Here is a 25,491-nt window from a genome sequence, read left to right as displayed (position 1 = left end):
ACAGTGGCTGATACCTACGACGTCATCGTCCTCGGTTCGGGCCCCGGCGGCTATGTCGCGGCCATCCGCGCCGCCCAGCTGGGCCTGAAGACCGCCATCGTCGAGCGCGAGCTGCTCGGCGGCATCTGCCTCAACTGGGGCTGCATCCCGACCAAGGCGCTGCTGCGCTCGGCCGAGGTGTTCCACCAGATGCAGCATGCCAAGAACTACGGCCTGGCTGCGGACAACATCACCGCCGACCTCGCCGCCATCGTCAAGCGTTCGCGCGGCGTTGCAGCCCAGCTCAACGCGGGCGTCACGCATCTGATGAAGAAGAACAAGATCACCGTCCACATGGGCACCGGCAAGCTGGTGGCCAAGGGCAAGCTGGCGGTGACCGACAAGGACGGCAAGACCGCCGAACTTTCCGCGAAGCACATCATCGTCGCCACCGGCGCGCGTGCCCGCGAACTGCCCTTCGCAAAGGCCGACGGCAAGCGCATCTGGACCTATCGCCACGCGATGACCCCGTCCGAAATGCCGACCAAGCTGCTGGTCATGGGATCGGGCGCCATCGGCATCGAATTCGCCAGCTTCTACAACGACATGGGCGTGGACGTCACGGTCGTTGAAATGCTCGACCGGATCGTGCCGGTAGAGGACAAGGACGTTTCCGCGTTCCTCGAAAAGGCGCTCACCAAGCAGGGCATGAAGATCATGACCGGCGCCGGCGTCGAGGCGATCACCGCAAACGACAAAGGCGTGAAGGCCAAGATCAAGGGCAAGGACGGCAAGGTCGTCGAGCACGACTTCAGCCATGTCATCTCGGCCGTGGGCATCGTGCCCAACACCGAGGAGATCGGCCTCGAAACGCTTGGCATCAAGGCCGACCGCGGCTTCATCCAGATCGACGACTACGGCCGCACCAATGCCGCCGGCATCTGGGCCATCGGCGACTGCACGCCCGGACCCTGGCTCGCCCACAAGGCCAGCCATGAAGGCGTCACCGCCGCCGAATCGATCGCCAAGGAACTGGGCAACAAGGACTTGCATCCGCACGGCCTCGACCGGAACAACATTCCGGGCTGCACCTACTGCCACCCGCAGATCGCTTCGGTCGGCATGACCGAGGAAAAGGCCAAGGAAGCGGGCTACACCGTCAAGGCCGGCACTTTCCCGTTCATCGGCAACGGCAAGGCGATCGCGCTGGGCGAGCCGGAAGGCTTCGTGAAGACCGTGTTCGACGCCAAGACGGGCGAACTGCTCGGTGCGCACATGATCGGTGCGGAAGTGACCGAGATGATCCAGGGCTACGTCGTCGGCAAGACGCTGGAAACGACCGAGGCGGAACTGATGCAGACCGTGTTCCCGCATCCGACGATCTCGGAAGCGATGCACGAATCGGTGCTGGCCGCTTACGGACGCGCGATTCACATCTGAGCCTTGGCCAGAGACGCAAAAAAGAAGGGCGGGTCCACATGGGCCCGCCCTTTTTCTTGTTGGCGCTCGGCGTGGATATTCGCTTCAGAACGTACGCGAGAGGATGACCAGCGTCGGGTCTCCGATAAACGGCTCCGGGATGAAGCCCTTGTCGCGTTCCACTTCGATGGCGGCGCTGTTCTCGCGACTTTCGATCGCGATCACGCGTTTGCAGCCGCGCTTCTCAGCCTGCTTGCCGAGGAAATCGAGCATGGCCCAGCCCACGCCCTTGCCCTTGTGGTCCGCGCGCACGGAAATCGCGACTTCGGCCGTATCGCCCTGATCGTCGAAGGCGAGCACGCCCGAGGCGATGATCTCTCCCCCATCCGAGAAGCCCAGCCAGGATTCGGTCTGGTAGTGATCCGCCTTCACGATCGGCGCGATCTGCTGGGGGCTCACCCGGTCGGCAGCCGCGAAGAAGCGGAAGCGGCGGTCGTCGTCGGTCACATGTTCGAAGAACTGGGAGAGGGCGTCGGCGTCGCTTTCCCGGGCCGGGCGAACGTCGAGCGCGATGCCCGAACGGGTGGGCAGCGTGATGGCGTCATTCAGGGACATGGATCGAGACTCCGCTTGATTGGTATCGGATTCCTAAGCCTTTCTATCACGCAAGGTCTTGATCGGGATCATTATCCCTGCGCGCAGAGGCGGCAAGGCTAACACAGGCCGCCGCTTATGTCCCACTGCCGAGACATATCGTGGGAAGACAGTGGCGCTGGCCGATTCATCGGTTAAGGTAGCAGGGAAACGGCGGTTTTGAATTTCGCCGGGAACGAGATCTGCCGGAGAGGATACCGGCGAGAGGAGAAGGACATCATGGCCGAGGCCATCTATCCCGTGCCCAGCGAATGGGCGAAGAACGCCCTGATCGACGAGGCGCGCTACCAGCAGATGTACGCGCGCTCCGTGGAGGATCCCGAAGGGTTCTGGGCCGAGGAAGCGCAGCGGATCGATTGGATCAAGCCGTTCAGCGTGGTGAAGCAGACCAGCTTCCACGAAGCGGATTTCGGTATCTCGTGGTTCACCGATGGTACGCTCAATCTCTCGGCCAATTGCCTCGATCGCCATCTTGCAGAGCGCGGCGATGCCGTGGCGATCCTCTGGGAACCGGACGATCCGAAGAACCCGGAACGCCGCATCACCTACCGTGAACTTCACGAATCCGTCTGCCGTTTCGCCAACCTGCTGAAGGCCAGGGGCGTGAAGCGCGGCGAGCGGGTGACGATCTACCTGCCGATGGTGCCCGAGGCCGCCGTCGCCATGCTCGCATGCGCGCGGATCGGCGCGATCCACTCGATCGTCTTTGCCGGCTTCTCGCCCGACGCGCTGGGCGGGCGCATCCAGGACTGCGATAGCCGCATCGTCCTCACCTCCGACGAAGGCCTGCGCGGCGGCAAGAAGATCGCGCTCAAGGCCAATGTCGATGAGGCGTTGAAGGCATGTCCCGGTGTCGAAACCGTCATCGTGCTCAGCCATACCGGCGCCGATGTGCCGATGGTGGAAGGGCGCGACATCGACTGGGCCTCGGCCGTTGCGGAGCAGTCTGCCGATTGTCCGCCGGAGGAAATGAACGCGGAGGACCCGCTGTTCATCCTCTACACCTCCGGCTCGACCGGCAAGCCCAAGGGCGTGCTCCACACGACCGGGGGCTACTCGGTCTGGGCCTCGATGACGCACGAATACGTTTTCGACTATCGCCCCGGCCAGATCTACTGGTGCGCGGCGGACATCGGCTGGGTGACCGGCCATTCCTATGTCGTCTACGGTCCGCTGATGAACGGCGCGACCACGGTGATGTTCGAAGGCGTGCCCAACTTCCCCGATCCGAGCCGCTTCTGGCAGGTCGTGGACAAGTTCCAGGTCGAGATCTTCTACGGCGCGCCTACCGCTCTGCGCGCACTGATGCGCGAAGGCGACGACTGGGTGAAGAAGACCTCGCGCAAGAGCCTGCGCCTGCTGGGTTCGGTGGGCGAGCCGATCAATCCCGAGGCCTGGTCCTGGTATCACGAAGTGGTGGGCGAGGGGCGCTGCCCGATCGTCGACACCTGGTGGCAGACCGAGACGGGCGGGGCGATGATCACGCCGCTGCCCGGCGCCACCGCGCTCAAGCCGGGCTCGGCCAGCAAGCCGTTGTTCGGTGTGAAGCCGATGCTGCTCGATAACGACGGCTCCGTGCTCGAAGGGTCCACGGACGGCTGCCTCGTCATTGCCGACAGCTGGCCTGGCCAGATGCGGACGGTCTGGGGCGATCACGAGCGCTTCTTCCAGACCTATTTCACGACGTTCCCGGGCTATTACTTCACCGGCGACGGCTGCCGCCGCGATGAGGACGGCTATTTCTGGATCACCGGCCGCATCGATGACGTCATCAACGTTTCGGGCCATCGCATGGGCACGGCGGAAGTCGAATCCGCGCTCGTGGCGCATCCCGCCGTGGCCGAGGCAGCGGTCGTGGGCATGCCGCACGAGATCAAGGGGCAGGGCATCTATGCCTTCGTCACCTGCAATGCCGAGATCGAACCCGACGAGGACCTCCGCCGCGAACTGATCAAGTGGGTGCGGCACGAGATCGGCCCGATCGCGACGCCCGACGTGATCCAATTCACGCCGAGCCTGCCCAAGACCCGTTCGGGCAAGATCATGCGCCGTATCCTGCGCAAGATCGGTGAAAACGACTTCTCCAATCTGGGGGATACCTCGACGCTGGCAGACCCCTCGGTGGTGGACAATCTCATCGCCAACCGGCCGCAGCCAGCCACTGCCTGAGGCAGGAAACGAGTAGCGAACGATGCGGCGGCGGAACCGGAAGTCGGTTCTGCCGCCGTTCTACACAGCTGGGCCTGACCAAGGGTCCAGAACCAAGCTGCATGATGGTCCATCGATGGCATACCTGCAGACCACGAGACCAGAGATCACCTGCTTCAGTGGCAGCTTTTCGGCTTTTTTCGCTGCGGCGATGCACCGTTCATTGGACCCATGAAACTTTCATTTTTGGCCGATTGAAGGGGGACAGGCGCCGCGCGACAGTGCTGCCATGAAGTTTCCATCCGGCTCCGCGCAAGACCTGCTCAAACTGATCGGCGATCATCCGCTCGCCTGGATGGTCTCGGCGCGCGAAGGCCGGTTCCAGGCCATTCCCCTGCCGCTATTGGCCGAAACCGACGCCTTGGGCGAACTGGTTTCGCTGCTCGGGCACTGCTCGCGCAGCAATGCCCAGGTCGCCCATCTGCGGGAGAATCCGCGAGCGCTCGTATTGTTTTCCGGCCCACATGGCTATCTTTCGCCGTCGCTGGTCTCGAACCCGACCTGGGTGCCGACCTGGAACTATGCCGTGGCCGCGATCGAGGTCGACATGACCTTCGTGGAGGAAGAGACCCGGGGATCCGTCGTTCGGCTTTCCGATGCGATGGAGGCCGGTCTGGCGGATCCCTGGACCATAGATCGGGCCGGTCCCCGCGTCGGTCCCATGCTGGAACGGATCGTAGCCTTTCGCGCGGAAGTTCGCTCCGTCTGGGCCAGTTTCAAGCTCGGCCAGGACGAGACGCTGGAAGCCCTGAACGAATTGATTTCCGGCACGTCCGACCGCGCATTGGCGGACTGGATGACCCGTTTCAACGCCGAGCGCCTGCCGCAAGGCGCGCTCGCGCCGGAATAAGGCTGCAAACCGGCCCTGGCCGGAGATGGCAATGGAGGAATGTTCCCGGGCCCCGAAAAAAGGCGCGGGAAACGGCAGGGAGGCCGGGCAGCAGCCCGGCGATCAAACGCGGGCGTACCGGGAAACGAGCCGGACGCTTCGGCAACATGAGGGTTGAAACCATGCGTTCACGTAACATGATCAAGGGCACCATCCTGTCCTCCACCATGCTGTCCCTGGGCCTCGGGCTTGCGGCTCCAGCTTCAGCGGAAGAGGCCCCGGAAGGTGGCGCAAATCCCGAAATCGTCGTCACCGCCACCAAGCGTGCGCTCAAGCTCAGCGACGTGCCCATGCCGATCAGCGCGGTGACCGGCGATCAGCTCAAGGCCATGAACGCCAACTCGCTGGGCGACTACATCGCCCGCCTGCCCGGCGTGGTCTTCAACGACTATCAGCCCGGCATCTCGGAAGTCGTGATCCGCGGCATCGCCGCCACGACCTATCACGAGCAGGGCCAGACCACCGTCGGCTATTATCTCAACGAAGTTCCCATCGTCGAACCCGGCTTCCCGATCGGTATTCCCGACATCGATACGTTCGATCTCGATCGCGTCGAAGTGCTGCGCGGACCGCAGGGAACGCTGTTCGGCACCTCGACACTGGGCGGCGCGGTGAACTACGTGGCCGCCGTGGCCGATCCCGGCAAGTACGATGCGGCCGCCCAGGGACTGCTGGGCAGCACCAAGAATGCCTCGGGCCAGCTCAACTACGCCGCCAAGGCCATGATCAACCTGCCGCTGGTCAAGGATCAGCTTGCGGTACGAATGATGGCGCTCCAGCGCGTGGATGCGGGCTATCTCGACAATCCCGGCATCGGCGTGAACGGTTCGAGCGACTATCGCACGCGCGGACTGCGCGGCTCGCTGGTGGCGACGCCCAACGACACCACCAAGATCACCCTGATGACGACCTATCAGGATACCAGGCTCGACGACCAGACCTACCTGGATCTCGACAATCCCTACGTCCGCAACACGCCGCGTGCCGAGCCGCAGAAGACCGATTTCTGGATGAGCAGCGCGCGCCTGGACCAGGAGCTGCCGTTCGGCACCCTGACCATGCTGGGATCGGTGATCGAGAAGCACAACACCACGGTCTTCTCCTATCCCTATGCCTATGTCACCGGCGTCACCACGGGCGAGGATGCCGCCTATTCGCTGGGCAAGGCCGACGCCAATATCAAGACTTTCGAAACCCGCCTGGCCTCGAAGGACGCAGGGCCGTTCCAATGGCTGATCGGCTTCAGCTACATGAAGGCGAAGAAGCACAGCAACGACCGTATCTACCAAGGCGGCGCGGCTGACTTCATCGATGCCAACCCGGACCTTTACGATGGTTACGCGGGTGATCTGATCGCACCCGACGATGCGATCTACGGTTATCTTTCGGATACCAGGAACGAGAACTGGGGCCTGTTCGGAGAAGCCTCGTGGGAGTTCGTACCCACCCTCACGCTCACGCTTGGCGGCCGCTACTACAATACCCGCAACTCGGCAGAGATCACCAATGCGCCGGGTTCGCTGGCGCCGGGCGACTACACGATCGCACCGTCCAGCTTCGGCGTGAAACAGAAGGAGGACGGCTTCACGCCGAAGGCCTCGCTGTCGTGGAAGCCGAGCCAGACCATGCTGGCCTACGCTACATATTCGCAGGGCTACCGCGAAGGCGGGCCGAACCCGAATGCGGCCATTCTCGACGGCATCCCCACCAGCTACAAGAGCGACACCGTCGACAACTACGAAGCCGGGGTGAAGACCTCGCTCTTCGGCAACAAGCTGACCCTGGACGCCGCCGTGTTCCATATCGAATGGAAGGACATCCAGGCCCGTCTCTTCACCGATGCGCCCTATTACTATTCCTACGTCACCAATGCCGGCGGCGCCAAGATCGACGGCGTGGAGTTCTCGGGCGCGTTCCAGTTCAACCGGAACCTGGGCTTCAGTTCGAACGTGACCTATCAGGACGCCAGGTTGAGCAAGTTCCTACCGGATACCTTCGCGGTGGGCGGCGGCTACGACAAGGGCACGACGCTGCCCGGTTCGTCGAAGTGGTCGGTCGCCAACAACCTGCGCTTGGAACTGCCCGACATGACCGGCGCGCCCAGCCTCGAAATCGCGCATCGCTACATTTCGAAGGCCCCGGTCGCTTTCGGCAACGAGGCGACACGCGGCAATTTCAACGTGTTCGACTTGCGCGCCTCCATGGGCCTTGGCGAGAACATCCGCGTCATGGCCTTTGCCAACAACGTCTTCGACAAGTTCGGCATTCTCAATGCGCCGTTCACCTCGCAGACCGTGCCTTCGGGGTCGATCATCCGGCCCCGCACGATCGGCGTGAAGCTGGACTGGAGCCTCTGAGGCAAGCCTTTCGCGGCGGCAGGTCTATCAAGGGCCTGCCGCCGTTTCCTTTTTCATATTGCCCTACGATGGCCTCGTCCTCGGCAATATGCCGACCCTGCCGCCCCGCTGGTTGCAGGATAAGTGAACGGCTGCGCGAACCCATCTTTCGCGCAGCAAATCTGTCATCGAAGCTACGTAAGGTTCCCGCCTCTCCATCTGAGGCGAATCCATGAACGCGACACTGGCGGCACCATCCAGCACTACCCGGCCCGATCTCGACAAGGGGCTGGGCGCCGCAGGCCGGATCGGCTTCGGCGCCGCGATTGCCGCCGCGCTCGTCTATGTCGGTTACAGCGTCTATTCGGATGCGGCTGCAGTCGGCGTGGAACCGACCACCTATCTGCCGTTTCTCCTGCTGTTCGTGGCGCTGCTCATCGCGCTCGGCTTCGAGTTCGTGAACGGCTTCCATGATACGGCCAATGCCGTGGCCACGGTGATCTACACCAATGCCATGCCTGCCAATATCGCGGTGGTCTGGTCCGGGTTCTTCAACTTTCTCGGCGTGCTGCTCTCCACCGGGGCCGTGGCTTTCGGGATCGTCTCGCTGCTGCCGGTGGAACTGATCCTGCAAGTCGGCTCCAATGCCGGGTTCGCCATGGTTTTCGCCCTGCTGCTGGCGGCGATCATCTGGAACCTCGCGACATGGTGGCTGGGGATCCCTTCATCCAGTTCCCACACGCTCATCGGCTCCATCATCGGCGTCGGCGTCGCCAATGCCATGATGCACGGCAAGAGCGGCACTGCCGGGGTCGACTGGAGCAAGGCGACCGAGATCGGCCAGGCCCTGCTGTTCTCCCCGCTGATCGGCTTCGGCGTGGCGGCGCTGCTGTTTCTGGCCATGCGCGTCCTTGTTCGCAAGAAGGAACTCTACGAGGAACCCAAGGACGGCGTGCCGCCGCCGCTCTGGATCCGCGCCCTGCTGATCTTCACCTGCACGGGCGTGAGCTTTGCCCATGGTTCGAACGACGGGCAGAAGGGCATGGGGCTTATCATGCTGATCCTGATCGGCACGGTGCCCACGGCCTACGCGCTGAACCGCGCGGTGCCGGAACGCTATACCGCCGAGTTCCACAGCCGCTCGATCGCCGCCGAGGTCGCCCTGAGCGGCAGCCTTGGCGGGAGCGGCGGCACGGAGATGACCCCCGCGCAGGCCCGCCGCCAGGTGACGAGCTATATCGCGGAAAAGACCTTCACGCCCGCCACGCTGCCCGCGCTTTCCGTGCTCGTTCATGACGTGGACGCCCAGGTCATGGGCTACGGCTCGCTCGCGAAAGTTCCGGCGGCGGCGGTCAGCAATATCCGCAATGACATGTATCTGGCCTCGGAAGCGATCAAGAGCCTGGGCAAGCAGAAGCCGGAGGCGCTGTCGGAAGCGGCGCAGGAAAGCCTGGCCACCTACAAGACCTCGCTCGACGCAGGCACCCGCTTCATCCCCACCTGGGTCAAGGTGGCCGTGGCCTTCGCGCTCGGCCTCGGCACCATGGTCGGCTGGCGCCGCATCGTCGTCACCGTGGGCGAGAAGATCGGCAAGACCCACCTCACTTACGCACAGGGGGCGGCGGCGGAGCTTGTCGCCATGGGCACGATCCTGGGCGCGGACCATCTCGGCCTGCCGGTTTCAACCACCCATGTCCTGTCTTCGGGCGTTGCGGGCACAATGGCGGCCAACCGTTCCGGCCTGCAGATGAGCACGATCCGCAACCTGCTCATGGCATGGGTACTCACCCTGCCGGTGTCGATCGTGATCGCCGGTGTTCTCTACATGATTTTCGCGCAGATATTCTGATAGTATCCCGTCTCCAGAACGGGGATAACGCGATGGCGAAAGACGCGCCGGGATTGATCCCGATCGAACTGCCGCATGGCAGCATGGGGCCGGGGCTGATCTGGGGCATGGATGCCGGTGCCGACGGCGCCTTCGCCGTGACCGACTGCGAGGTTCCCCCGGACGGACGGTTCCGCTGGCTCCATCTCAACCTTGCGCATCAACGCACGCGACGCTGGATAGAGCAGTTCGAGCCGCTTCCCGCCGCGGCGCGCGAACTGCTGCTTTCGGCCGATACCCACCAGCGCGCACTGGTCGACCGCGATACGGTGGCCTGTGTTCTCCACGACTTCGAGCGCGATTTCGACGTGGCCGATACCGCCCGCATCGGCGGGCTGCGCATGGCGCTGATGCCGGGCCTGATGATCACCGCGCGGCTCCATCCCATCCGCTCCGCCGATATCGTGCGCAATCGCCTGTCCCGCTGGGTCGGCACTTTCGGCGGTCCTCAGGCGCTGGAACTGCTCGTGAGCGCGATCAGCGAGAACATGGCGGACATCTGCCGCTCTCTCAGCGCCGAAGTGCAGCATGTGGAAGATGTCTTCCTCGACGCACGGGACCCGCCCAAGGCGCGCGATCTCATCGGTATCCGTCGCCGCCTTGCCCAGATCCAGCGCCTCATTTCAGGCATGCGGGGCGTGTTCCAGCGTCTGGAAAAGGATGAGGATCTTCCCGAGGATCTGCTTCCCACCGTCGAAAAGATCGCCCAGCGCATCCAGTCCCTGGATGCCGACGTGATCGGCGTGCAGTCCCAGCTCCGGCTCCTGCGCGAGGAACTGGATATCCAGGAATCGCAGAGGACCAACCAGAACCTCTACATCCTCTCGATCATTACCGCGCTGATGCTTCCGGCAACGCTGGTGACCGGGATATTCGGCATGAATACGGGAGGGCTTCCCTTCGCCAACGGTCCCTACGGCACCTTGCACGCCGCGCTCATGGCGGGCGGCGCGGCCATCGCGACTTACCTGCTGCTGCGCTGGATGGGCTTCATGCGCCGGTAAAGGCGAGGGCCGTCAGCGATGCGGCGCCGATCCGGTGTCGCCGCGTGAAAGCGCTTCGGCCAGGCTGTCTATCTCCGTCTCGGGAATGCGGCGAGCAATGACGGCCATGGGATCGCGCGGTTTTCGGACATCCGTCACCGCGTCGTCGCCGCGCCATTGGCGCAGGCGCGCAGCAAGGAAGGCGGGATGCTGTCCGGTCAGGACCGGGGCATTTTTTCCCGGAGCATGGCAGGATCGGCAGGCGGGAAGTTGCTTGCCGGGCAGGCCATGTTCCGCGATCGCATGGCCGGACGCCAGGGTCCCCGCACGTAGACCCGGCAGCTCCGCAAAGTGCCGTGCCGCCGCGCGCATTTCCGCCTCGCTCATGCCGCTTGCCGCAACCTGCATCACAGCGCCCTGACGCTTGCCGCTGGCGAAATCGCGCAAGGCCGAGAGGAGGAATTGTTCGTTCTGTCCGGCTATGACGGGAATGTCGGCCTGTCCGCGGCCTCTTCCATCGGTGCCGTGGCATCCCGTGCAGCCTGAGAGGGGGCCGGGAGGAGCGGCGGTCAGCGCTCGATATTCCTCGGCCTTCATGCCCGGCAGGCGGCGCAGGAACCCGACCATTCGGCGCACTTCGTCGGGTCGGTCCCCGGCGGGCCAGGCGGGCATGCCGGTATATTTCACGCCGTGACGCACGATCCAGAACAGTTCGCGGTCGTCATAGTGGCCCACCGTCGTCGCAAGGTTCGGCGCGGGCGGGGTCGCGGCCTGCATCACGGGCGAGGGCGGTACGCCGGGAGCGCCGTGACAGACCTCGCAGGACTGGTGAAAGTGTCCGGCGGCGCTGACCATGGCCCGGTCGTCGCGCACCTCTTCCGGGGTCTGGAAGCTGCTATAGGTTCGCGCGGAATTCTGCATGGTCCAGTGCAGGAACCAGTCGGTGATGGCCCAGTGGCCGGACGAGGCGGCGATGGGAAAAAGGCCCGACCAGGCGAACCCCATGCCCAGCAGCAAAAGGCCGAGAGCGCCCGCCGCGAGCCGTTTCCAGGTCAGTCTGATCGTCATGTCGAACGCTCCGGCCCGGCCCTCAGCAGGCCGGCAAGAAGGGCAAGGCCGCCGAGGAAGTAGCTGACGCCGCCGATCACCAGCATCGCCACGCCGCCGAGTTGCTGGTCGGTCAGCGGGTCGAGACCGGAAAAGGCCGCGTGGTGCATCGCGTAGAGCGGGCGCGGCGCAAGGCCGATCAGCACGCCCAGCAGCGTCATGTGCATGGAGGTCAGCAGCAGCGCCCCGATCCCGGCGGCGCGGTGCGGCGTGTGGACGACCGCGCTCCAGAGCAGCAGCCCGGCGATCAGGAAAGTGGCGTGTTCGGTGGCAGCGAAGGCGGGCGTGCCGTCCGCGAGACGTCGCAGCGCGGGCAGGTGCCAGGACCAGACCGCGACGAGTTCCACCAGCATCATGGCCATGGGCGTCACCACGCGGCGCCAGCGGCGCGCGGGATCGAGGGCGCCTCCTGCGAGGCCGAAGGCCAGCAGCGGCGCGGCAACGGCTACCGCGATCATATGGCCCGTCATGTGACCCGTCATGCCCAGCGGCGCCAGCGCCCAGCCCAGCGGAACCAGCGCGAGGCCAGCGAGGAGCGAAGTCTGCTTCACCGGCAGTCCCCGATGAAAACGACCGGCAGCGCGGTGAACAGCACGCCCACGAAGCTCAGGCCTGCCAGCAGCAGCGTCGATTTCGCAAGAAAGCGCAGGCGGTCGATGTCGGTGCCCTGCTCATGCGGAGGCGGGTCGCCGCGCTGGCGCGTCTGACGATGGGCGATCCAGCCGGACAGCGCGATCGCCATCAGCGCCAGCACGGTGCCGATGACGAAGAGGGTCGGAAACTCGGCGAAGAAACCGGCCTTGGCGCAGGATACCGCCGCCCAAAGGTAAGAGAACAGGAAATGCACCGCCCATACCGTCGGCGGGACGATCAGTGTCCAGAGCGTGACCTGCAGCCGCTCGTGCCATTTGCGCCGCTCGTCGGTCATGCCACCTCCGGGAACAGGCCGATCGTGGCATAGGCGACGAGGGCGGTGAGCGCGAAGAAATGCATGTAGACCGTGACGTTGCGGATATCCGCATCGTGATGCGGCGTCATCCGTCCCGCGAAGCTGCGGGCAAGGACATAGGCCTGCATGATCGCAGCAACGGCGGCGTGGAGGCAGGTCCAGATCGCCAGGGTCCAGACGATCGCCGGATAGCTGTGCGCGGTCGGATCCATTCCCGAAAGCCATGGCCCGGCAAGCCCTGCCGGAACGCCGGCCAGACTGGTCAGGAGACCGAATATCAAAAGCATGCGCGCGGCGGCGATCGCGCCGCGCGCATGGACTTCGCGTGCAGCGATAGTGGCAATCCAGCCCGCAAGGCCCAGAGCGAGCGCCAGGAGCGGCCACGCCATGCCCGGCGCGGTGGCCAGCTCGGGTGGAGGAAAGGCCTCGTGCCGGGTCCAGAAGAAGAAGTAGCCGAAGACCAGCCCGGAAAAGGCGGTGGCGTCGGCCATCATCGTGATGAACATCGCCCACCACCCCGGAGAGGCACCGCCCGATATGTAGAGCGGAAGCTCCATGCCGTGCCCGATCGGCTTGCAGGACTTTTCGGGGATCTCCGCCGTTCCCGTCCAGAGCCACCAGAGCACCATGACCAGGGTGGCTATGCCCGAAACGAGTGCGGCCCAGTAGAGATGATAAGTCGTCAGGATGAACACCCCGCCCAGCGCGAGCGCCGTCAGCATGGGTTTCCAGCTCGGCCCGCCAAGGCGGATGACCGAGATCGGGCGGGCGTCGAGCACGGACGTGATGATCGTTTCGCGGCGGCCTTCCTCGGCATCGGGCAGGAAGTAGCGACCTTCGTCCACCTTGCGCACGAAATCGTCCTGGTCCCAGATCGGATAGCGGCTTTCGATCAGGGGGATCGAGCGGATGCCCCAATTCTCGTCTTCCGGGTGAGCCAGCCATTCCAGCGTGCCCGCCTGCCACGGATTGCGCGGCGAACGTTGCCGCCACGGCGAGCGGGCAAGGTCGAGCACGATCACCGCAACCCCTGCGGCAATCACGAAGGAGCCGATCGTGGAGGCAAGATTGAGGCCGCCAAGGCCGAGGTCTGCCGGATAAGTGAAGACACGGCGCGGCATGCCCTCCAGCCCGGAAAGGTGCATCGGAAAGAAGCACAGGTTCGCGCCGACGAAGACCAGCCAGAACGCGATCCGTCCCAGCCTGTCGGACAGTTTCTTGCCCGTCACCAGCGGCCAGTAATAGTAGAGGCCCGCGAAAAGCGGCATCAGCGTGCCGCCGATCAGCACGTAGTGGAGATGGGCGACGACGAAGTATGTGTCGTGCGCCTGCCAGTCGAACGGGGCAAGGGCGACCATCACGCCGGTCAGGCCCCCAATCACGAAGATCGCGAGACTTCCCGTGGCATAGAGCAGCGGCGTCGACCAGACGACGCGGCCTGCCCAGAGCGTGACGATGAAGACGAAGATCTGCACCGCCGTGGGGATCGCCACGGCTTCGGAAGCTGCGGAGAAGAAGCCCAGGCTGATCTTCGGCAGGCCGGTCGCGAACATGTGGTGGACCCAGAGCCCGAACGAGAGGAACGCCGTCCCCACCGCCGCCAGCACGATCCATGGATAGCCCAGCAGATGCCGCCGTGCGAACGTGGGCACCAGCATGGCGAACAGCGCGATGGAAGGCAGGAAGACGATGTAGACCTCGGGGTGGCCGAAGATCCAGAACAGGTGCTGCCAGAGCAGGGGATCGCCTCCGCGCGCGGCATCGAAGAAGGGCCAGTCCAGCAGGCGCTCCATTTCGAACAGCACGTCGCCCGCGATCAGTGGCGGGAAGGCGAAGAGGATCATCACCGCCACCACCAGGATGTACCAGGCATAGAGCGGCATGAGATTGAGCCGCATGCCGGGCGGGCGGCACTTGAGCACGCCCACGATCAGTTCGACGGCGGCAGCGACCGAGGATACCTCGATGAAGGAGAGGCCCAGCATCCAGATGTCCGCGCCCAGCCCCGAAAGATCGGTTCGTGTGGTCAGCGGGGGGTACATGAACCAACCGCCATCCGGCGCCGCGTCGAAGAATATCGATCCCGAGACGAACACCCCGCCCAGCAGGAACGACCAGTAGCCGAAGGCCGAAAGGCGCGGGAAGGGGAGGTCCCTTGCGCCCAGAAGCTGGGGCAGCAGGATGATCGAGACCGCCTCGAACATCGGCACCGCGAAAAGGAACATCATCACCGAGCCGTGCAGGGTGAAAAGCTGGTTGAATGTGCCTGGCCCGACCAGATCGTTGTCGGGAACCGCCAATTGGGTACGCATGATCAGCGCCAGCACGCCTGCGAAAAGCATGAAAGCGAAGGCGGTCAGCACATACCAGTTGCCGACCTGGTTGTTGTTGGTGTCCGTCCAGCGCAGGAACAGGCCTTTCGGAGGCGCCCATACCTCGCGAAGGCGGCGCTCCTGCGCGGCGCGCAGAGCGGGATCGTCCTGGTCGTGGAGGCTCATGGGCGCGCCTCCGGCGTTTTCGGCTTCCCGTTCCGCTTCAGCCAATGAGCGAGGGCAAGCGCCTCTTCCTGCGGCAAGTGGTCATAGGCGGGCATGCGGGCGCCGGGCTTGAAGCGGTGCGGATCGCGAATGAAGGCAGCGGTGTTCGCGGCCGTCGGCGCGAGAATACCGGCGCCGAGCGTCAGTCGCTCGCCATAGCGCGTGAGATCGGGGCCGATCCGGGGAGTCTGCTCGCCATTTGCCGAATGGCAACTTCCGCACCCTTCGCGGGCGAAGAGCGCCGCGCCGCGTTCTCGCGGTTGATCGACAGGCCGGACCCGCGCTTCGGCGAGCCATGCGTCGAAAGCCGCCGGTTCCATGGCAACGACGTCGAAGGCCATCAGCGCATGGCTCAATCCGCAGAACTCCGCGCAGACCCCGCGATAGGTGCCCGGCTTTTCGGCTTTCACGACCAGTCGATTGGTCCGGCCGGGTATCATGTCCATCTTGCCCGCGAGCCCCGGGATCCAGAAGCTATGGACGACATCGGTTGCGGTGAGTTCGAACACCACCGTCCGGCCCACCGGCAAGCGTATCTCGTTGGCGGAAAGTAGAGGGTCGGCGCCGTCCTGTCGGTAGTTTACGCGCCACCAGAACTGTTCGCCCTCCACCCGTATCCGCAAATCGCTATCGGCTGCGGGTAGCGGACGCATCGCCGGAAGCGCCCAGATCAGCAGCGCCGTCAGAACCACCGTGGGAACCACAGCACCCAGCCAGAGCACGAGGCGCATGCCGCTTTCATGCGTTAGCTTTCCCTCGGGCGCACGAGCGGCGACCACATAGATCGCGGCAACACCCAAAGCGATCACCAGCCCCCCGGCCGCAAGGATTATCGTCAGCCAGAGCGTCGAGCGCGCCTCCAACCCGAACGGCGCCAACGCCGACTGGTGCGCGTTGCAGCCGGTCAGCACCAGGGTCCACAAGACCAAGGATTTTCCGGCCATGGATTGCCCGGCACAGGATTCTCGCAAAAGACTTTCTTCCCTGACGCGTGCGTGACCAACGCGCGAAGGACAGAGCGGTTCGCCGTAAACAGCGGAATACCGCGTTACAAATAGTTGCTGAGTGCTGCTTGTATCGCCGCTCAAACCTGCCGAACGTGACTTGGCGGAGTTTGTCGAGCCTGACGATACATGGCGGACAGGGTGTCAGTCAAAAGTCACTCCTAAGTATTGAAAATAAATGAAAAACTTTTAAAACATCTGCCGTGATACCCCACTAAATACCCCACTTTAAGATGTGCTGGTTGCAGGAAATCGAACCCACATTTTTCGAGTAGGTAAGTCCCCGAATCACTTCCGTACCGCTGCGGTCATCAATTGACTGACCGCAGCGTGTCGCCTCTCCCTCATCTCTGCCATCAAGGAGGGGAGGTCCGGTTCCCAAACGCCGCCAACTGCACAGCTTTGGCGCCTGTCATTCCTGAAGGGCGAGTTGGTCGGATATTCCGCTTCCGGTTCCGAACCAGTAGCCCAAGAAAGCTGACGCTCCTTGCATAGAAATCGCCATCAGTGCTCAGGCTGAATAGCGCCCATTCCAGCCATTTGAGGATCGACCTGACGGTCTTGGAAGCCGACCATCAAGCGGAACGGTAGAGAGGTGAGCAGCTGCTACGCGCCGGTCTAACTCAGATCAGAGTCTCCTTAGCAACACTGCGAACCGCCTCGGTAAACGTGCGAAGTGCAGAGGCATGAAGTCTGGTCACAGTCCAGTACAGCTTCACATCAAGCGGATGCCCTGGCGCCAGTTCAATGAGTTGACCCTCAGCGATCTTAGCTTCCGCAATCATGGCTGGATGCATGCCCCATCCCAGACCGGACAATCCGAAATTCAGGAACCCGATGCTTGAGGGCACCCAATGCATCGGCGCATCCAGCTCAACCTTGAAGTTTTCGCGTACCCATCGGGCCTGAAGGCCATCCCTGCGTTCGAACCGCAGGCAGGGCGCATTCTGCAGGGCCTCCACAGTGACGCCCTTTGAGAAGTGCCGCTCTGCAAATTCCGGGCTGCAACAAGCGAGGTACTGGAGGCTACCAAGCTCAACCGTTTTGCAGCCTTGAACCGCCCCTGGGTCGTCTGAGACTGCCGCGATCACCTCACCGGAACGCAAGCGATCTGCGGTGTGAGCTTCATCCTCGATGATGAACTCAAGAAGGTAGCCGGTGGCATGAGAGAATTTTGCTGCAGCTTGAGGGAACCACGTCGCTATGCTGTCGGAGTTAACAGCCAGCTTCAGCGTGACCGGCTTTTCTGTCCGACCATCTGCGAACGACAAAGCCGGGACCAAATCGGCCTCAAGCAGTTGCACCATGTCGACATGCGCACACAGCTTGCGCCCGAGATCGGTTGGGAGGCATGGTTGCCCCCGCACAATCACAATGCTGCCGAGCCGCTCTTCCAAAGCGCGAACTCGCTGGGAAACAGCCGAGGGTGTAACGCCCAGTCGCTCGGCCGCGCGTTCGAAGCTCCCTTCCCGGACAACGCTAGCGACGGCGGCGAGTGCAGGATAATCTAGCATGATTTAGGGATACTTCATCAGGCGTAGAAGAACAAGTTTTCCTGCATGGATGAGCGAAGGCATAAGCTGGTCCATGACCAACGTTCTGCCCACTTTTGTTACCGGCTTTGCCATGTCGGCCGCACTGATCATGGCGATCGGTGCCCAGAACCTTTTCGTCCTGCGACAGGGGCTGAAGCGTGAGCATGTCGGGCCGATAGTCCTGTTCTGCGGCATTGCCGATGCGATCCTAATTGCCGCCGGCGTCGCCGGCGTGGGCGCGCTACTCGGCGCAATGCCTCAACTAACTCTGTTCCTCACCCTTGGCGGCGCCGCGTTCCTTGCGTGGTACGGTCTCAAGGCATTTCAGCGAATGATGACGCCTGAAGCAATGGCGGTATCGGCACAAGGCAAGCTCACGATGGGCAGCGCCTTGGGGGCGACAGCTGCGTTCACGTTCCTCAATCCGCACGTCTATCTTGATACTGTGCTGCTGATGGGGGCAGCAGGATCTGCTCATGCACCTGCCTTGCGTCCTGTCTTCGTCGCCGGTGCTGCGACGGCGAGCATGACCTGGTTTGCGGCGCTCGGCTACGGCGCGCGCATCCTGATCCCGCTTTTCGCCCGTCCCGTGGCTTGGAAGATCCTCGATGCCATCGTTGGCGTCGTCATGCTGACCATAGCGGCATCACTGATTGGGAGGATTATCTTATGACGCGCCTGACGACGAACCATGTCATGCATGGGTCATTTCAGCCTCGACATCCAGATAGCACGAAGGTCAGCAATTGCGGTCCGGCATCAATCGCATCGATCTGGCAATGGCTAGTCGCAATATCCGAGGTCGCGGTGAGGCATCGCTATGCTTCCCCATGGGACCAGACAGATCGGAGACCCGGCACAAATGCTACGGAAAGACGACAGGCCATGGCGTGGATCGTACTCGGGATCGCGGTGATCACCGAAATCGCATGGGCGCTTAGCATGAAATGGGCGGCAACGCAGGGAAGCTGGACGTCGGCATCTTTCCCCATCATCCTGAACTTCGTCAACATGGGGCTGCTTGCCTACGCCATGCGCACGCTTCCGGCAGGGACCGCATCCGCAGTATGGACCGGTCTTGGCGCGGTCGGCGTAGCCATCATGGGCGTGATACTGTTTGGGGAGCGATTGAGTCCGGTGCAGATGGTCTTTATTTCTCTCGTTGTTGTCGGCGTCGTCGGCACCAGGTTCTTCGCGACCGCGTAACATGTGGAATGATCTGTTCCTCGTGTACGGCGCTTACATCCTGACCGCAGGCAGCCCCGGCCCTAGCACCATGGGCATCATGGGAATCGCCATGCGGCATGGACGCAGACCTTCTGCGGCAATGGCAGCTGGCGTGGTGACGATGTCGTTCGCATGGGGCCTGATCGCCGTGACTGGGCTTGCGGCGCTGGTCATTCGCTATGCACAGGCACTCGCGATCCTGAAGTTCGCTGGCGGTCTTTACTTGCTTTGGCTTGCCTTCAAGTCCGCCCGGTCAGCTATGCAAACGGATGCGGCACCCTTGGTGATATCCGCTGGAGAGGAAAATCTTGGCGCCATGTATAGGCGCGGAGTGCTCATGCACGTCGGAAATCCGAAGGCGATCCTCTCGTGGGTCGCCCTTATGTCTCTAGGCGTTGGAGCACATGCTTCGACCGAGCGTTTGGCCCTGGCCTTTGGCTGCTGCGTCCTTCTGGGGGGACTTATCTTCTTTGGCTATGCCGTGCTGTTTTCAACTGCACCGATGGTAAAAGGCTATGCCAGAGCGCGACGCTGGATAGATGGGACGCTCAGTATTGTTTTCGCTGGCGCCGGTACGCGCCTCCTCTTCGGCCGATAGTACATTGGATTATCACATATGACAGTTTTCAAGGGCCTTTCCGCATTCCCGCCCACTCCGGCAAACGAAGACGGCATTGTCGATACGGATGCACTGGGCATTCTTGTCGATCGCCTTGCTGATGCAGGCGTCAATTCAGTAAGCGTTCTCGGTAGCACGGGCACCTATGCCTACCTTGACCGGGAACAGCGCAATCGCGCTGTCGCGGCTGCCGTGGAAGCGGCGGCAGACCGCGTCCCTGTGGTCGCAGGTGTCGGAGCGCTCCGAACCAGCTGGTCCTGCGAACTTGCCGTTGCAGCTCAGAGCGCCGGGGCCAGCGGGCTGCTGCTTGCGCCGATGTCCTACACACAGCTGTCCGCCAAAGAAGTCGAGCACCATTTCAAGGCAGTCGCTGCGGCGACGGATTTGCCACTATGCATTTACAACAACCCGGGCACGACGAATTTCAAATTCTCGCACGACCTGATCGTCGAACTCGCACAAGTACCGGGCATCGTTGCGGCAAAGATGCCGCCGCTCGATGACCAGAACTATACGGCCGAAATCGAGGAGCTTCGCGCTCGCGTGCCGGAGGATTTCAGAATTGGCTATAGCGGCGACTGGTGCGCTGCGCCGGCATTCTTAGCAGGCGCCGATGCCTGGCATAGCGTCGTCGCAGGGGTGCTGCCGGAGCCGGCGGTTCGCCTAACCCGAGCTGCAATGGCTGGCGACACTTCCGAAACCGAAAGGCTGCAGGCGCTCTATGCCCCCATGTGGGCACTCTTCGAAAGGCATGGCAGCCTGCGCACCATATACGGGATCGCAGAAATCCTCGGCCTTGATGTCGGGATGGCCCCGCTGCCGGTGCAAGGGTTCGTCGGTGAGTACCAGTTGACCGCACTACCGGCTGCCGTCGACAGAATGAAATCCGCTGCGAAGTGAGATGGCGATAACACAAAGCTCGCCGAACGATGATCGCTTCTTAGCCGGACCTTTCATCAGGAATGCGCAGAACCGCGGCTTCCAGCTTTGGTGAGCGGGGAAGATCTCTGGATTTCGGTGAACGGCAGCTCCCAGCGTCGGCGGCCGTTCACCTTAGAAGCGATTACCGGAAAATGTCGGGCGGCAGCCGATTCCGATTGAACGTCAGCTATCCCTGCAGACTGAATCTAATCCAGACATTCCCCTATCGGCCAGACCACGCCATAACTTCATCCTCGGTCAGCCGTATGGAGGCGCGAATGACGTCGCGGCATCCGAGCTGTCTGATATGGAGATGCCATCGCGCGTGACTGGAAGGTCGCCAGCCAGAGCGCGGGCATGGGCGACACCCGACCAGGCTCCATGAGAGCCGATAACGTAGAGCCGACGTTTTGCGCGCGAAACCGCCACATTGAAAACATTCGGCGTCCCGCTGGCCCAATTTCGAGCGCCGCCCTGGTCAGCCCGAGGGGCACCCAGCACCAGAACGACGGCTTCGGCTTCGCGTCCCTGAACGGTATGGATCGTGCCGACCCTGTCGTTCGCCCAGCTGTGGGCATCGACTTCAAGCGCGTTCATAAGTCCCTTATCCTGCTTCAGGATACGGCGCATTTCCTGGGCGACAATTCGGAACGGGCTGATGAGGAAAATGTCGGGCTGCGTTATGCCTGCATCTGCAAGGCGTCGCAGCAGCGACTTGGCCAGCTCTCCCTTCTTGGGGCACCATTTCGTTTCGGCATCGCCATCGACACTCAGCCACGAGGAAACACCCAGGACTCTACCGATTGGGCTTTCTCCAGCAGCCGTCGCAAGGACCATTTTGTCGTCATAGGCAATGGCATTGGAGATGCCGAACATGGGCTGGTCACAGCGGCGGTGAACGAGGAGGGGAATACCCACGCGTCTGTCGCCCTGGGGGGAGGGGAAACTGGCCTGATATGCCGATGCCGCATCCGCCAAGGTCTGGGCGGATGCTTCGGGCGCAGCCCATTTGTCCACATAGACATTGAAGTAGTTGCAGATCTCGACCGAAAGTCGCTGAGGCAGGGTGACCACAGGAGGAATCTGCAGCGGGTCGCCTACGATGATCGAACGGCGCGCCCGCATGATCGCGCCCACTGCTGCTTGCGGCAGCGCTTGGCCTGCCTCGTCGATCAAGAGCCAGCCGATCGCCTCGGGAGGCAGTTCGCCGATCATGCGCTCGACCGATGCAAACGTGGTCGACAGAACCGGCACGACCAGGAAAAGCGTTGACCAGAGCTCGGGGAGCAAGGCCAGTTTGGCCGGGTCCTTGGGGGCGCCTTTGGAAAAGATGTCCATCAGCACGTTCAGGTTTTGCAGCAGCTTCTGGGCCGCGCAGTCGATGAAGACCTTGTGGACGGCAATCGCCGCGATGAACAGCGCTTCGCGCTTGCGATGAATGCTGTCCGGCACCCACGGGGCGGACAGGTTTGAGACTTCATGGCCTTGTGCAAAAAAGGCGTCATCGACGAGACGTCCGCCGAGACGGGTGCGCCAGTCGGCCAGCTTTTGTTCGAGGCTGCGGAGGTTCGTGCGGCTGGTGTCCAGCCTGTCTCGGACCTGCGCTTGTTGCGCTTGCGCCATCTGCAGCGCTGCGGCCAGTTTCGCGAGTGCCTTTTCTGTTTCGCGCAACCGAGCTTGTTTAGCCTCAGCATCGCCGTCACCTCATCAGGCTCGAGCATCATATCTCTCCGCGCAGACACTGCGGAGATTGTCGCATTATCCAGGCTACTCATCAGTCCCTCCTCATTCAGGGGGGGGCCAGTTCTATTTGTCGCTACCGGCCCAGTTTTGCATGGCGCCTGACAGCGGGCTTCCTCCTGAACTCCGGGCATTGCGGTGCGCCGAGCGAGGACAGGCTTTCGCTTTGCCTTCGGCCCAAGGGGCACGACGGCGAACACGAGATGGTCTGCTGGGAAGGCTTTCGTATCCGGTCCCCTTGGGGAGACGGCATGACGATCCCTTTCCGGGGCTTCACCAGCTAAGTCGATAACTGAAAAGGCCCGAGGCATCTGACTGCCCCGGGCTTTCAAGTTTGGGTCGCCTTGCACTTTCGCGCAAAAGGGTGGCCTTGGCAGGTAACGGAGTTACTTCCTGAGGACCGGCGACAAAATGTACCAAGTCTCAAAAGGTTCCAATGCCTTATCGATTTTTAATCCGGCGCCTTTTTGGATATTGTAATTCGGTGACGCATGAGAATCGGTCAGGAGTTTCCCTGATGCATGTCGAGCACCTCTACCTGATGCTTGCCGCTGTTGTGTTCGGAGTTTCGTTGGCAGCTACAGCCATACTCGCGGACGGAAGCCTTGGGCCTGCCACCCGCCGAATATTGGCTGCGCTTGGCTGCTGTGTGATCCTGGTGGGCGTCGTGGCCCTATGAAGCGAGAGGCCGTCCCCCGCAAAAGGGACGGCCTCTAACTCGGTGGAGACAGGGGGTGATCCGCCGAGGTGATGGGTTAACATGTGGCAAGGGCGATTGTTCCGTGCCTCGATCTTGATAGCTTCCACTTGGCTGCGGCTGCACGGATGGACGTGCCCATGCTTGAGGATCGCGAAAGCGGTCGGGCCAAGTGGAATGAAGGCCGCTTGGTAGCCGGTGTCGAGCCCGGTCCGTAGCTACCTCTCAGACGCCGCCGCGCCACCCCGCGCTGCGGCGTCAACCTCAAAGCAGACCGCTATTTGCCGCAGTCGGGCAGGGCTGGCTGGTGAACGATCTCGCCAAGAGCAACAAGGCTCATCGAGGCTTGGCGCGGGACTGAGATCCAGAATCCTTCCGCAAGTGTTTGAGGATTTTCCATGGGTTCGCGCCTTGGGACGCGGACTGCGGGGGTGTTGGCGCCACGCGGTTCATAAGGCTGTGACATAGAAGAGGTCGCCTCCTGTCCAGAAGCGACCTCAAACCGGGGGGCACCGGTTCCTGAGTCAGCATACGGCACTAGGTTAGCGGATCAATATCTCAATCGTTGAGCGATCTGGCGCATCGTGGGTCATCCTTTTGCGCGCAAGGTAAATGGCCCCGTAGCGCTCGGTCGCTACGGGGCCATTTTCATTTAGAATCTGCCGATGACGAATCATCCGCATTCATCGAGGCTTCGATTTGTCAGAAACCGCCGACACCTGCAAGCTAAGCGCGGATTTGAAAAAATGGTTCCGAAATCGTTGCGCCCGAGTTCTCAGTTTCGAAAACGAGGCCGCTCAGATGCCTTGTCGTTCGACCGGCAATCTCTAATTCACTAGCTCCACAACAACAGCCGGTACTCGATAAACGACTTTCCCGTCGCGCCGTTCGATCTCGATTCTGGTGGCAGGACCACGAACCAAAGCATTGTGCGCTTGGGTTATCACGCCCTCCAGTGGGTGACGGGACCAATTTATCGTTCCGATCAAATTCCGACCGTCAAATAAGCGCACGAGATACATTCGAACACCTCTATCTGAGCGTAACAGGATCGAAGAGGCCGCCGTCAGCGGCCAGCCGAAGCGGCCTCTTCTCACCGCTCGGACACGGCGTTTGGGGGAGAGCCATGCCGCGGAACTTGACCCCAAGGGATCCACTGCCTGCAACGACAGGCTAGGCGGAAGAGTTCCGCGCCTTTGGTAGAGTCTATGGATCACGGCGTTTGTCCCTGAAATTTTTGCAGGGTATCCTCCCATCCATATCCTTTGCTGCAGCTACTTCTCAAAGGTCGCCGCACCGTGAATTACAGTGTCATTCGCTCGCACATATCTAGAAATGAGCCCGGGGTGTGTCGAAACCCCGGGCCCTCTCAGGATTTCACTATCTTTGCCTTGCGCGCTGATAGGATCTCGACGCTAGGCCGCTAGCATGAGTTCCTCTGGATCTTTGCCGTAGAGGTCCCGCATCCAACTGCAGATTTGCTCGTTTACAATTCGATGCAGCATTTTTAGGCGCTTAACCTCTGACGGGTCTGCGCTTCCGCTCTCCTCCGCTTTCGCTATGGCGGTTTCGAGACGTTTTCGCTCTTCGCGCAGCAACGTAAATAGCCTCTCCGACATGGTTATGCCTCGCGAGCATCAAGGCTGCGCATAGCAGACATTATGTCGTCGAGCCTGATTGATCCCGATGTGCCGGGCGGTCGCCTTAGATCAGGACGGTTTTCGACTGATTGGGCATCTGAGGCCCATGAAGCTAGAATTGCGCGCTTAACCTCCGGTTCGAGTTGGGGGTGCTTCACGAATTCCAATGGATGACGAAAATTGGAGAGGGACATTGTGGTGCCTCCTTTCTTCCAGCTCTCCTCACGTTGGCGGTGATTCCGCCTTACGAAATATTTGCACCTTTGTTTTCGAGGTCAAGAGGCTTCGCAGCTCTAGACATCCTGCTTGGAGGGCGGCCTGCGACTAATCTGCCGCTTTTGGGCACACGATGCCCGGCATCCCCAATTGCGCTAGGTAAAGGCAGATGCGGCCTCCAGAATCGCTGACCGCCTTGCTCCATGCGGCGATCCGCCGACTGATAGTTCGCCGCGGCAGTTGGGTTCTCCGGGTCAAGCGCGGCTGGCGGGATCTTCGGGCGCGGCGCGGTGATGGCCGTGACGTCGGCCGCGCGCGGAAAGTCGAGAGCGGGACACGTCTTGCACCCGGCCACGAGCAGGGCGAGCAGGAGGGCGGCGAGGCGGATCATCGGCAATGCTCCTGATATTCGGACATCTTCGCCAGTTCGGCCGCCGTGTAGTCCTCGCGGGCAATGGCGCAGTTGAGGGCGAGGGCCTGCGGCGCGGTCGTGGCGCGCGCTTCTGGTGGCTTGGCGGCTTCCGTCTGCCATCGTCATTCTCCCTTGGTGCGGAATGGGATGCGGGTGAGGCCGTCCGGGCCGGGCAATTCGATCCCGTCGACGAAGCCGTTCTCGTCGAGCACCAGCGACGACCGCTTGGCGAGCAAAGAGACCACCGAAGTGCCGGAAGCGAATGAGCTCGACAGGGACGCGATCATCGTTTCGAAAGTGGCGGCATCGAGCTGGGCCTGGCCGAGGTCGCTCTCGAGGTGATCGATCCGGCGTTTCTGTCGGAAACCGTTATAGGACGCGAGCAGCAGGGTCGCGCAAGGAAGCTGACGCTCCTGGCCTAAAAATTGCCATCAGTCCTTAGGCTGAAATGCGCCCATCCAAGCCGTTCAATTAGGCCGTGAACCCATAAAAGTTGCCGCCTTCTCAGCCCTATGCCACACCTTCCCGCGA

General features: G+C 62.3%; 20 protein-coding genes. 11 read left to right on the top strand and 9 right to left on the bottom strand.

The genetic code is table 11. The annotated features are described in order from the left end of the window. The first annotated feature begins 3 nt into the window (after positions 1-3). Entirely contained in the window at positions 4-1,419 is a 1,416-nt protein-coding gene (gene lpdA / locus NTCA1_RS20835; RefSeq protein ID WP_159831699.1) for a dihydrolipoyl dehydrogenase, read from the top strand. A gap of 84 nt (positions 1,420-1,503) precedes the next feature. Here lpdA and NTCA1_RS20830 read toward each other — a convergent pair whose 3' ends face one another. Further along, positions 1,504-2,013, bottom strand: coding sequence for a GNAT family N-acetyltransferase (locus tag NTCA1_RS20830; protein ID WP_159831698.1), 510 nt, complete (start codon positions 2,011-2,013; stop codon positions 1,504-1,506). 258 nt (positions 2,014-2,271) lie between these two features. Between NTCA1_RS20830 and acs the strand changes: the two genes are divergently transcribed. The 5 genes from acs (at position 2,272) to NTCA1_RS20805 (ending at position 10,377) form a co-directional block, all read left to right on the top strand. After that, positions 2,272-4,221 (top strand): acetate--CoA ligase, encoded by a 1,950-nt coding sequence (gene acs, locus NTCA1_RS20825; protein WP_159831697.1) that lies wholly within the window; start codon positions 2,272-2,274, stop codon positions 4,219-4,221. A 268-nt stretch (positions 4,222-4,489) separates the two neighbouring features. Further along, positions 4,490-5,110, top strand: a complete 621-nt coding sequence (locus NTCA1_RS20820; RefSeq protein WP_159831696.1) for an FMN-binding negative transcriptional regulator — start codon at positions 4,490-4,492, stop codon at positions 5,108-5,110. A gap of 161 nt (positions 5,111-5,271) precedes the next feature. Then, positions 5,272-7,506, top strand: a complete 2,235-nt coding sequence (locus NTCA1_RS20815; RefSeq protein WP_236549494.1) for a TonB-dependent receptor — start codon at positions 5,272-5,274, stop codon at positions 7,504-7,506. A 211-nt stretch (positions 7,507-7,717) separates the two neighbouring features. After that, entirely contained in the window at positions 7,718-9,334 is a 1,617-nt protein-coding gene (locus NTCA1_RS20810; protein WP_159831695.1) for an inorganic phosphate transporter, read from the top strand. A 32-nt stretch (positions 9,335-9,366) separates the two neighbouring features. Further along, positions 9,367-10,377: a transporter gene (locus NTCA1_RS20805; protein ID WP_236549493.1), complete on the top strand. Its 1,011-nt coding sequence runs from the start codon at positions 9,367-9,369 to the stop codon at positions 10,375-10,377. A 12-nt stretch (positions 10,378-10,389) separates the two neighbouring features. Here NTCA1_RS20805 and NTCA1_RS20800 read toward each other — a convergent pair whose 3' ends face one another. The 6 genes from NTCA1_RS20800 to NTCA1_RS20775 form a co-directional block, all read right to left on the bottom strand. After that, complete coding sequence (locus tag NTCA1_RS20800; protein ID WP_159831694.1) at positions 10,390-11,424, bottom strand: c-type cytochrome; 1,035 nt, start codon at positions 11,422-11,424, stop codon at positions 10,390-10,392. Beyond that, positions 11,421-12,014, bottom strand: coding sequence for a cytochrome c oxidase assembly protein (locus NTCA1_RS20795; RefSeq protein ID WP_159831693.1), 594 nt, complete (start codon positions 12,012-12,014; stop codon positions 11,421-11,423). The genes NTCA1_RS20800 and NTCA1_RS20795 overlap by 4 nt, the downstream gene beginning before the upstream one ends. After that, positions 12,011-12,391: a hypothetical protein gene (locus NTCA1_RS20790; protein WP_159831692.1), complete on the bottom strand. Its 381-nt coding sequence runs from the start codon at positions 12,389-12,391 to the stop codon at positions 12,011-12,013. Before NTCA1_RS20790 ends, NTCA1_RS20795 begins: the two co-directional genes overlap by 4 nt. After that, positions 12,388-14,910 (bottom strand): cytochrome c oxidase subunit I, encoded by a 2,523-nt coding sequence (gene ctaD / locus NTCA1_RS20785; protein WP_159831691.1) that lies wholly within the window; start codon positions 14,908-14,910, stop codon positions 12,388-12,390. Before ctaD ends, NTCA1_RS20790 begins: the two co-directional genes overlap by 4 nt. Then, positions 14,907-15,878, bottom strand: coding sequence for a cytochrome c oxidase subunit II (coxB, locus tag NTCA1_RS20780; RefSeq protein ID WP_374705210.1), 972 nt, complete (start codon positions 15,876-15,878; stop codon positions 14,907-14,909). Before coxB ends, ctaD begins: the two co-directional genes overlap by 4 nt. 698 nt (positions 15,879-16,576) lie before the next feature. Then, the gene (locus NTCA1_RS20775) at positions 16,577-17,467 is read right to left on the bottom strand and encodes a LysR family transcriptional regulator ArgP (protein ID WP_133083888.1); all 891 of its coding nucleotides are present in this window, start codon (positions 17,465-17,467) and stop codon (positions 16,577-16,579) included. 73 nt (positions 17,468-17,540) lie between these two features. Between NTCA1_RS20775 and NTCA1_RS20770 the strand changes: the two genes are divergently transcribed. The 4 genes from NTCA1_RS20770 to NTCA1_RS20755 all read left to right on the top strand — a co-directional run bounded on the left by NTCA1_RS20770 (position 17,541) and on the right by NTCA1_RS20755 (position 20,234). Continuing rightward, entirely contained in the window at positions 17,541-18,161 is a 621-nt protein-coding gene (locus NTCA1_RS20770) for a LysE/ArgO family amino acid transporter (RefSeq protein ID WP_159831689.1), read from the top strand. A gap of 212 nt (positions 18,162-18,373) precedes the next feature. Continuing rightward, on the top strand, positions 18,374-18,694 hold the full coding sequence (locus tag NTCA1_RS20765; protein WP_086490522.1) for a multidrug efflux SMR transporter: 321 nt from the start codon (positions 18,374-18,376) through the stop codon (positions 18,692-18,694). A gap of 1 nt (position 18,695) precedes the next feature. Then, entirely contained in the window at positions 18,696-19,313 is a 618-nt protein-coding gene (locus NTCA1_RS20760; protein ID WP_086490521.1) for a LysE family translocator, read from the top strand. An 18-nt stretch (positions 19,314-19,331) separates the two neighbouring features. Further along, positions 19,332-20,234 carry a dihydrodipicolinate synthase family protein gene (locus NTCA1_RS20755; RefSeq protein WP_086490520.1) on the top strand — a complete coding sequence of 301 codons (903 nt, stop codon included), beginning with the start codon at positions 19,332-19,334 and terminating at the stop codon, positions 20,232-20,234. A 279-nt stretch (positions 20,235-20,513) separates the two neighbouring features. Here NTCA1_RS20755 and NTCA1_RS20750 read toward each other — a convergent pair whose 3' ends face one another. Further along, positions 20,514-21,926 (bottom strand): DEAD/DEAH box helicase, encoded by a 1,413-nt coding sequence (locus NTCA1_RS20750; protein ID WP_201282554.1) that lies wholly within the window; start codon positions 21,924-21,926, stop codon positions 20,514-20,516. Positions 21,927-24,717: 2,791 nt separating this feature from the next. Here NTCA1_RS20750 and NTCA1_RS20745 point away from each other — a divergent pair. After that, positions 24,718-24,954, top strand: a complete 237-nt coding sequence (locus NTCA1_RS20745) for a hypothetical protein (protein WP_133083893.1) — start codon at positions 24,718-24,720, stop codon at positions 24,952-24,954. A gap of 128 nt (positions 24,955-25,082) precedes the next feature. Here the strand turns inward: NTCA1_RS20745 and NTCA1_RS20740 are convergent, their stop codons facing one another. Continuing rightward, entirely contained in the window at positions 25,083-25,247 is a 165-nt protein-coding gene (locus NTCA1_RS20740; RefSeq protein WP_159831688.1) for a hypothetical protein, read from the bottom strand. Positions 25,248-25,491 lie beyond the last annotated feature (244 nt).

The sequence above is a fragment of the Novosphingobium sp. TCA1 genome, from assembly GCF_009811895.1.
GTDB lineage: Bacteria > Pseudomonadota > Alphaproteobacteria > Sphingomonadales > Sphingomonadaceae > Novosphingobium > Novosphingobium panipatense_A.
This window is presented reverse-complemented; position numbering and strand designations above follow the sequence as displayed.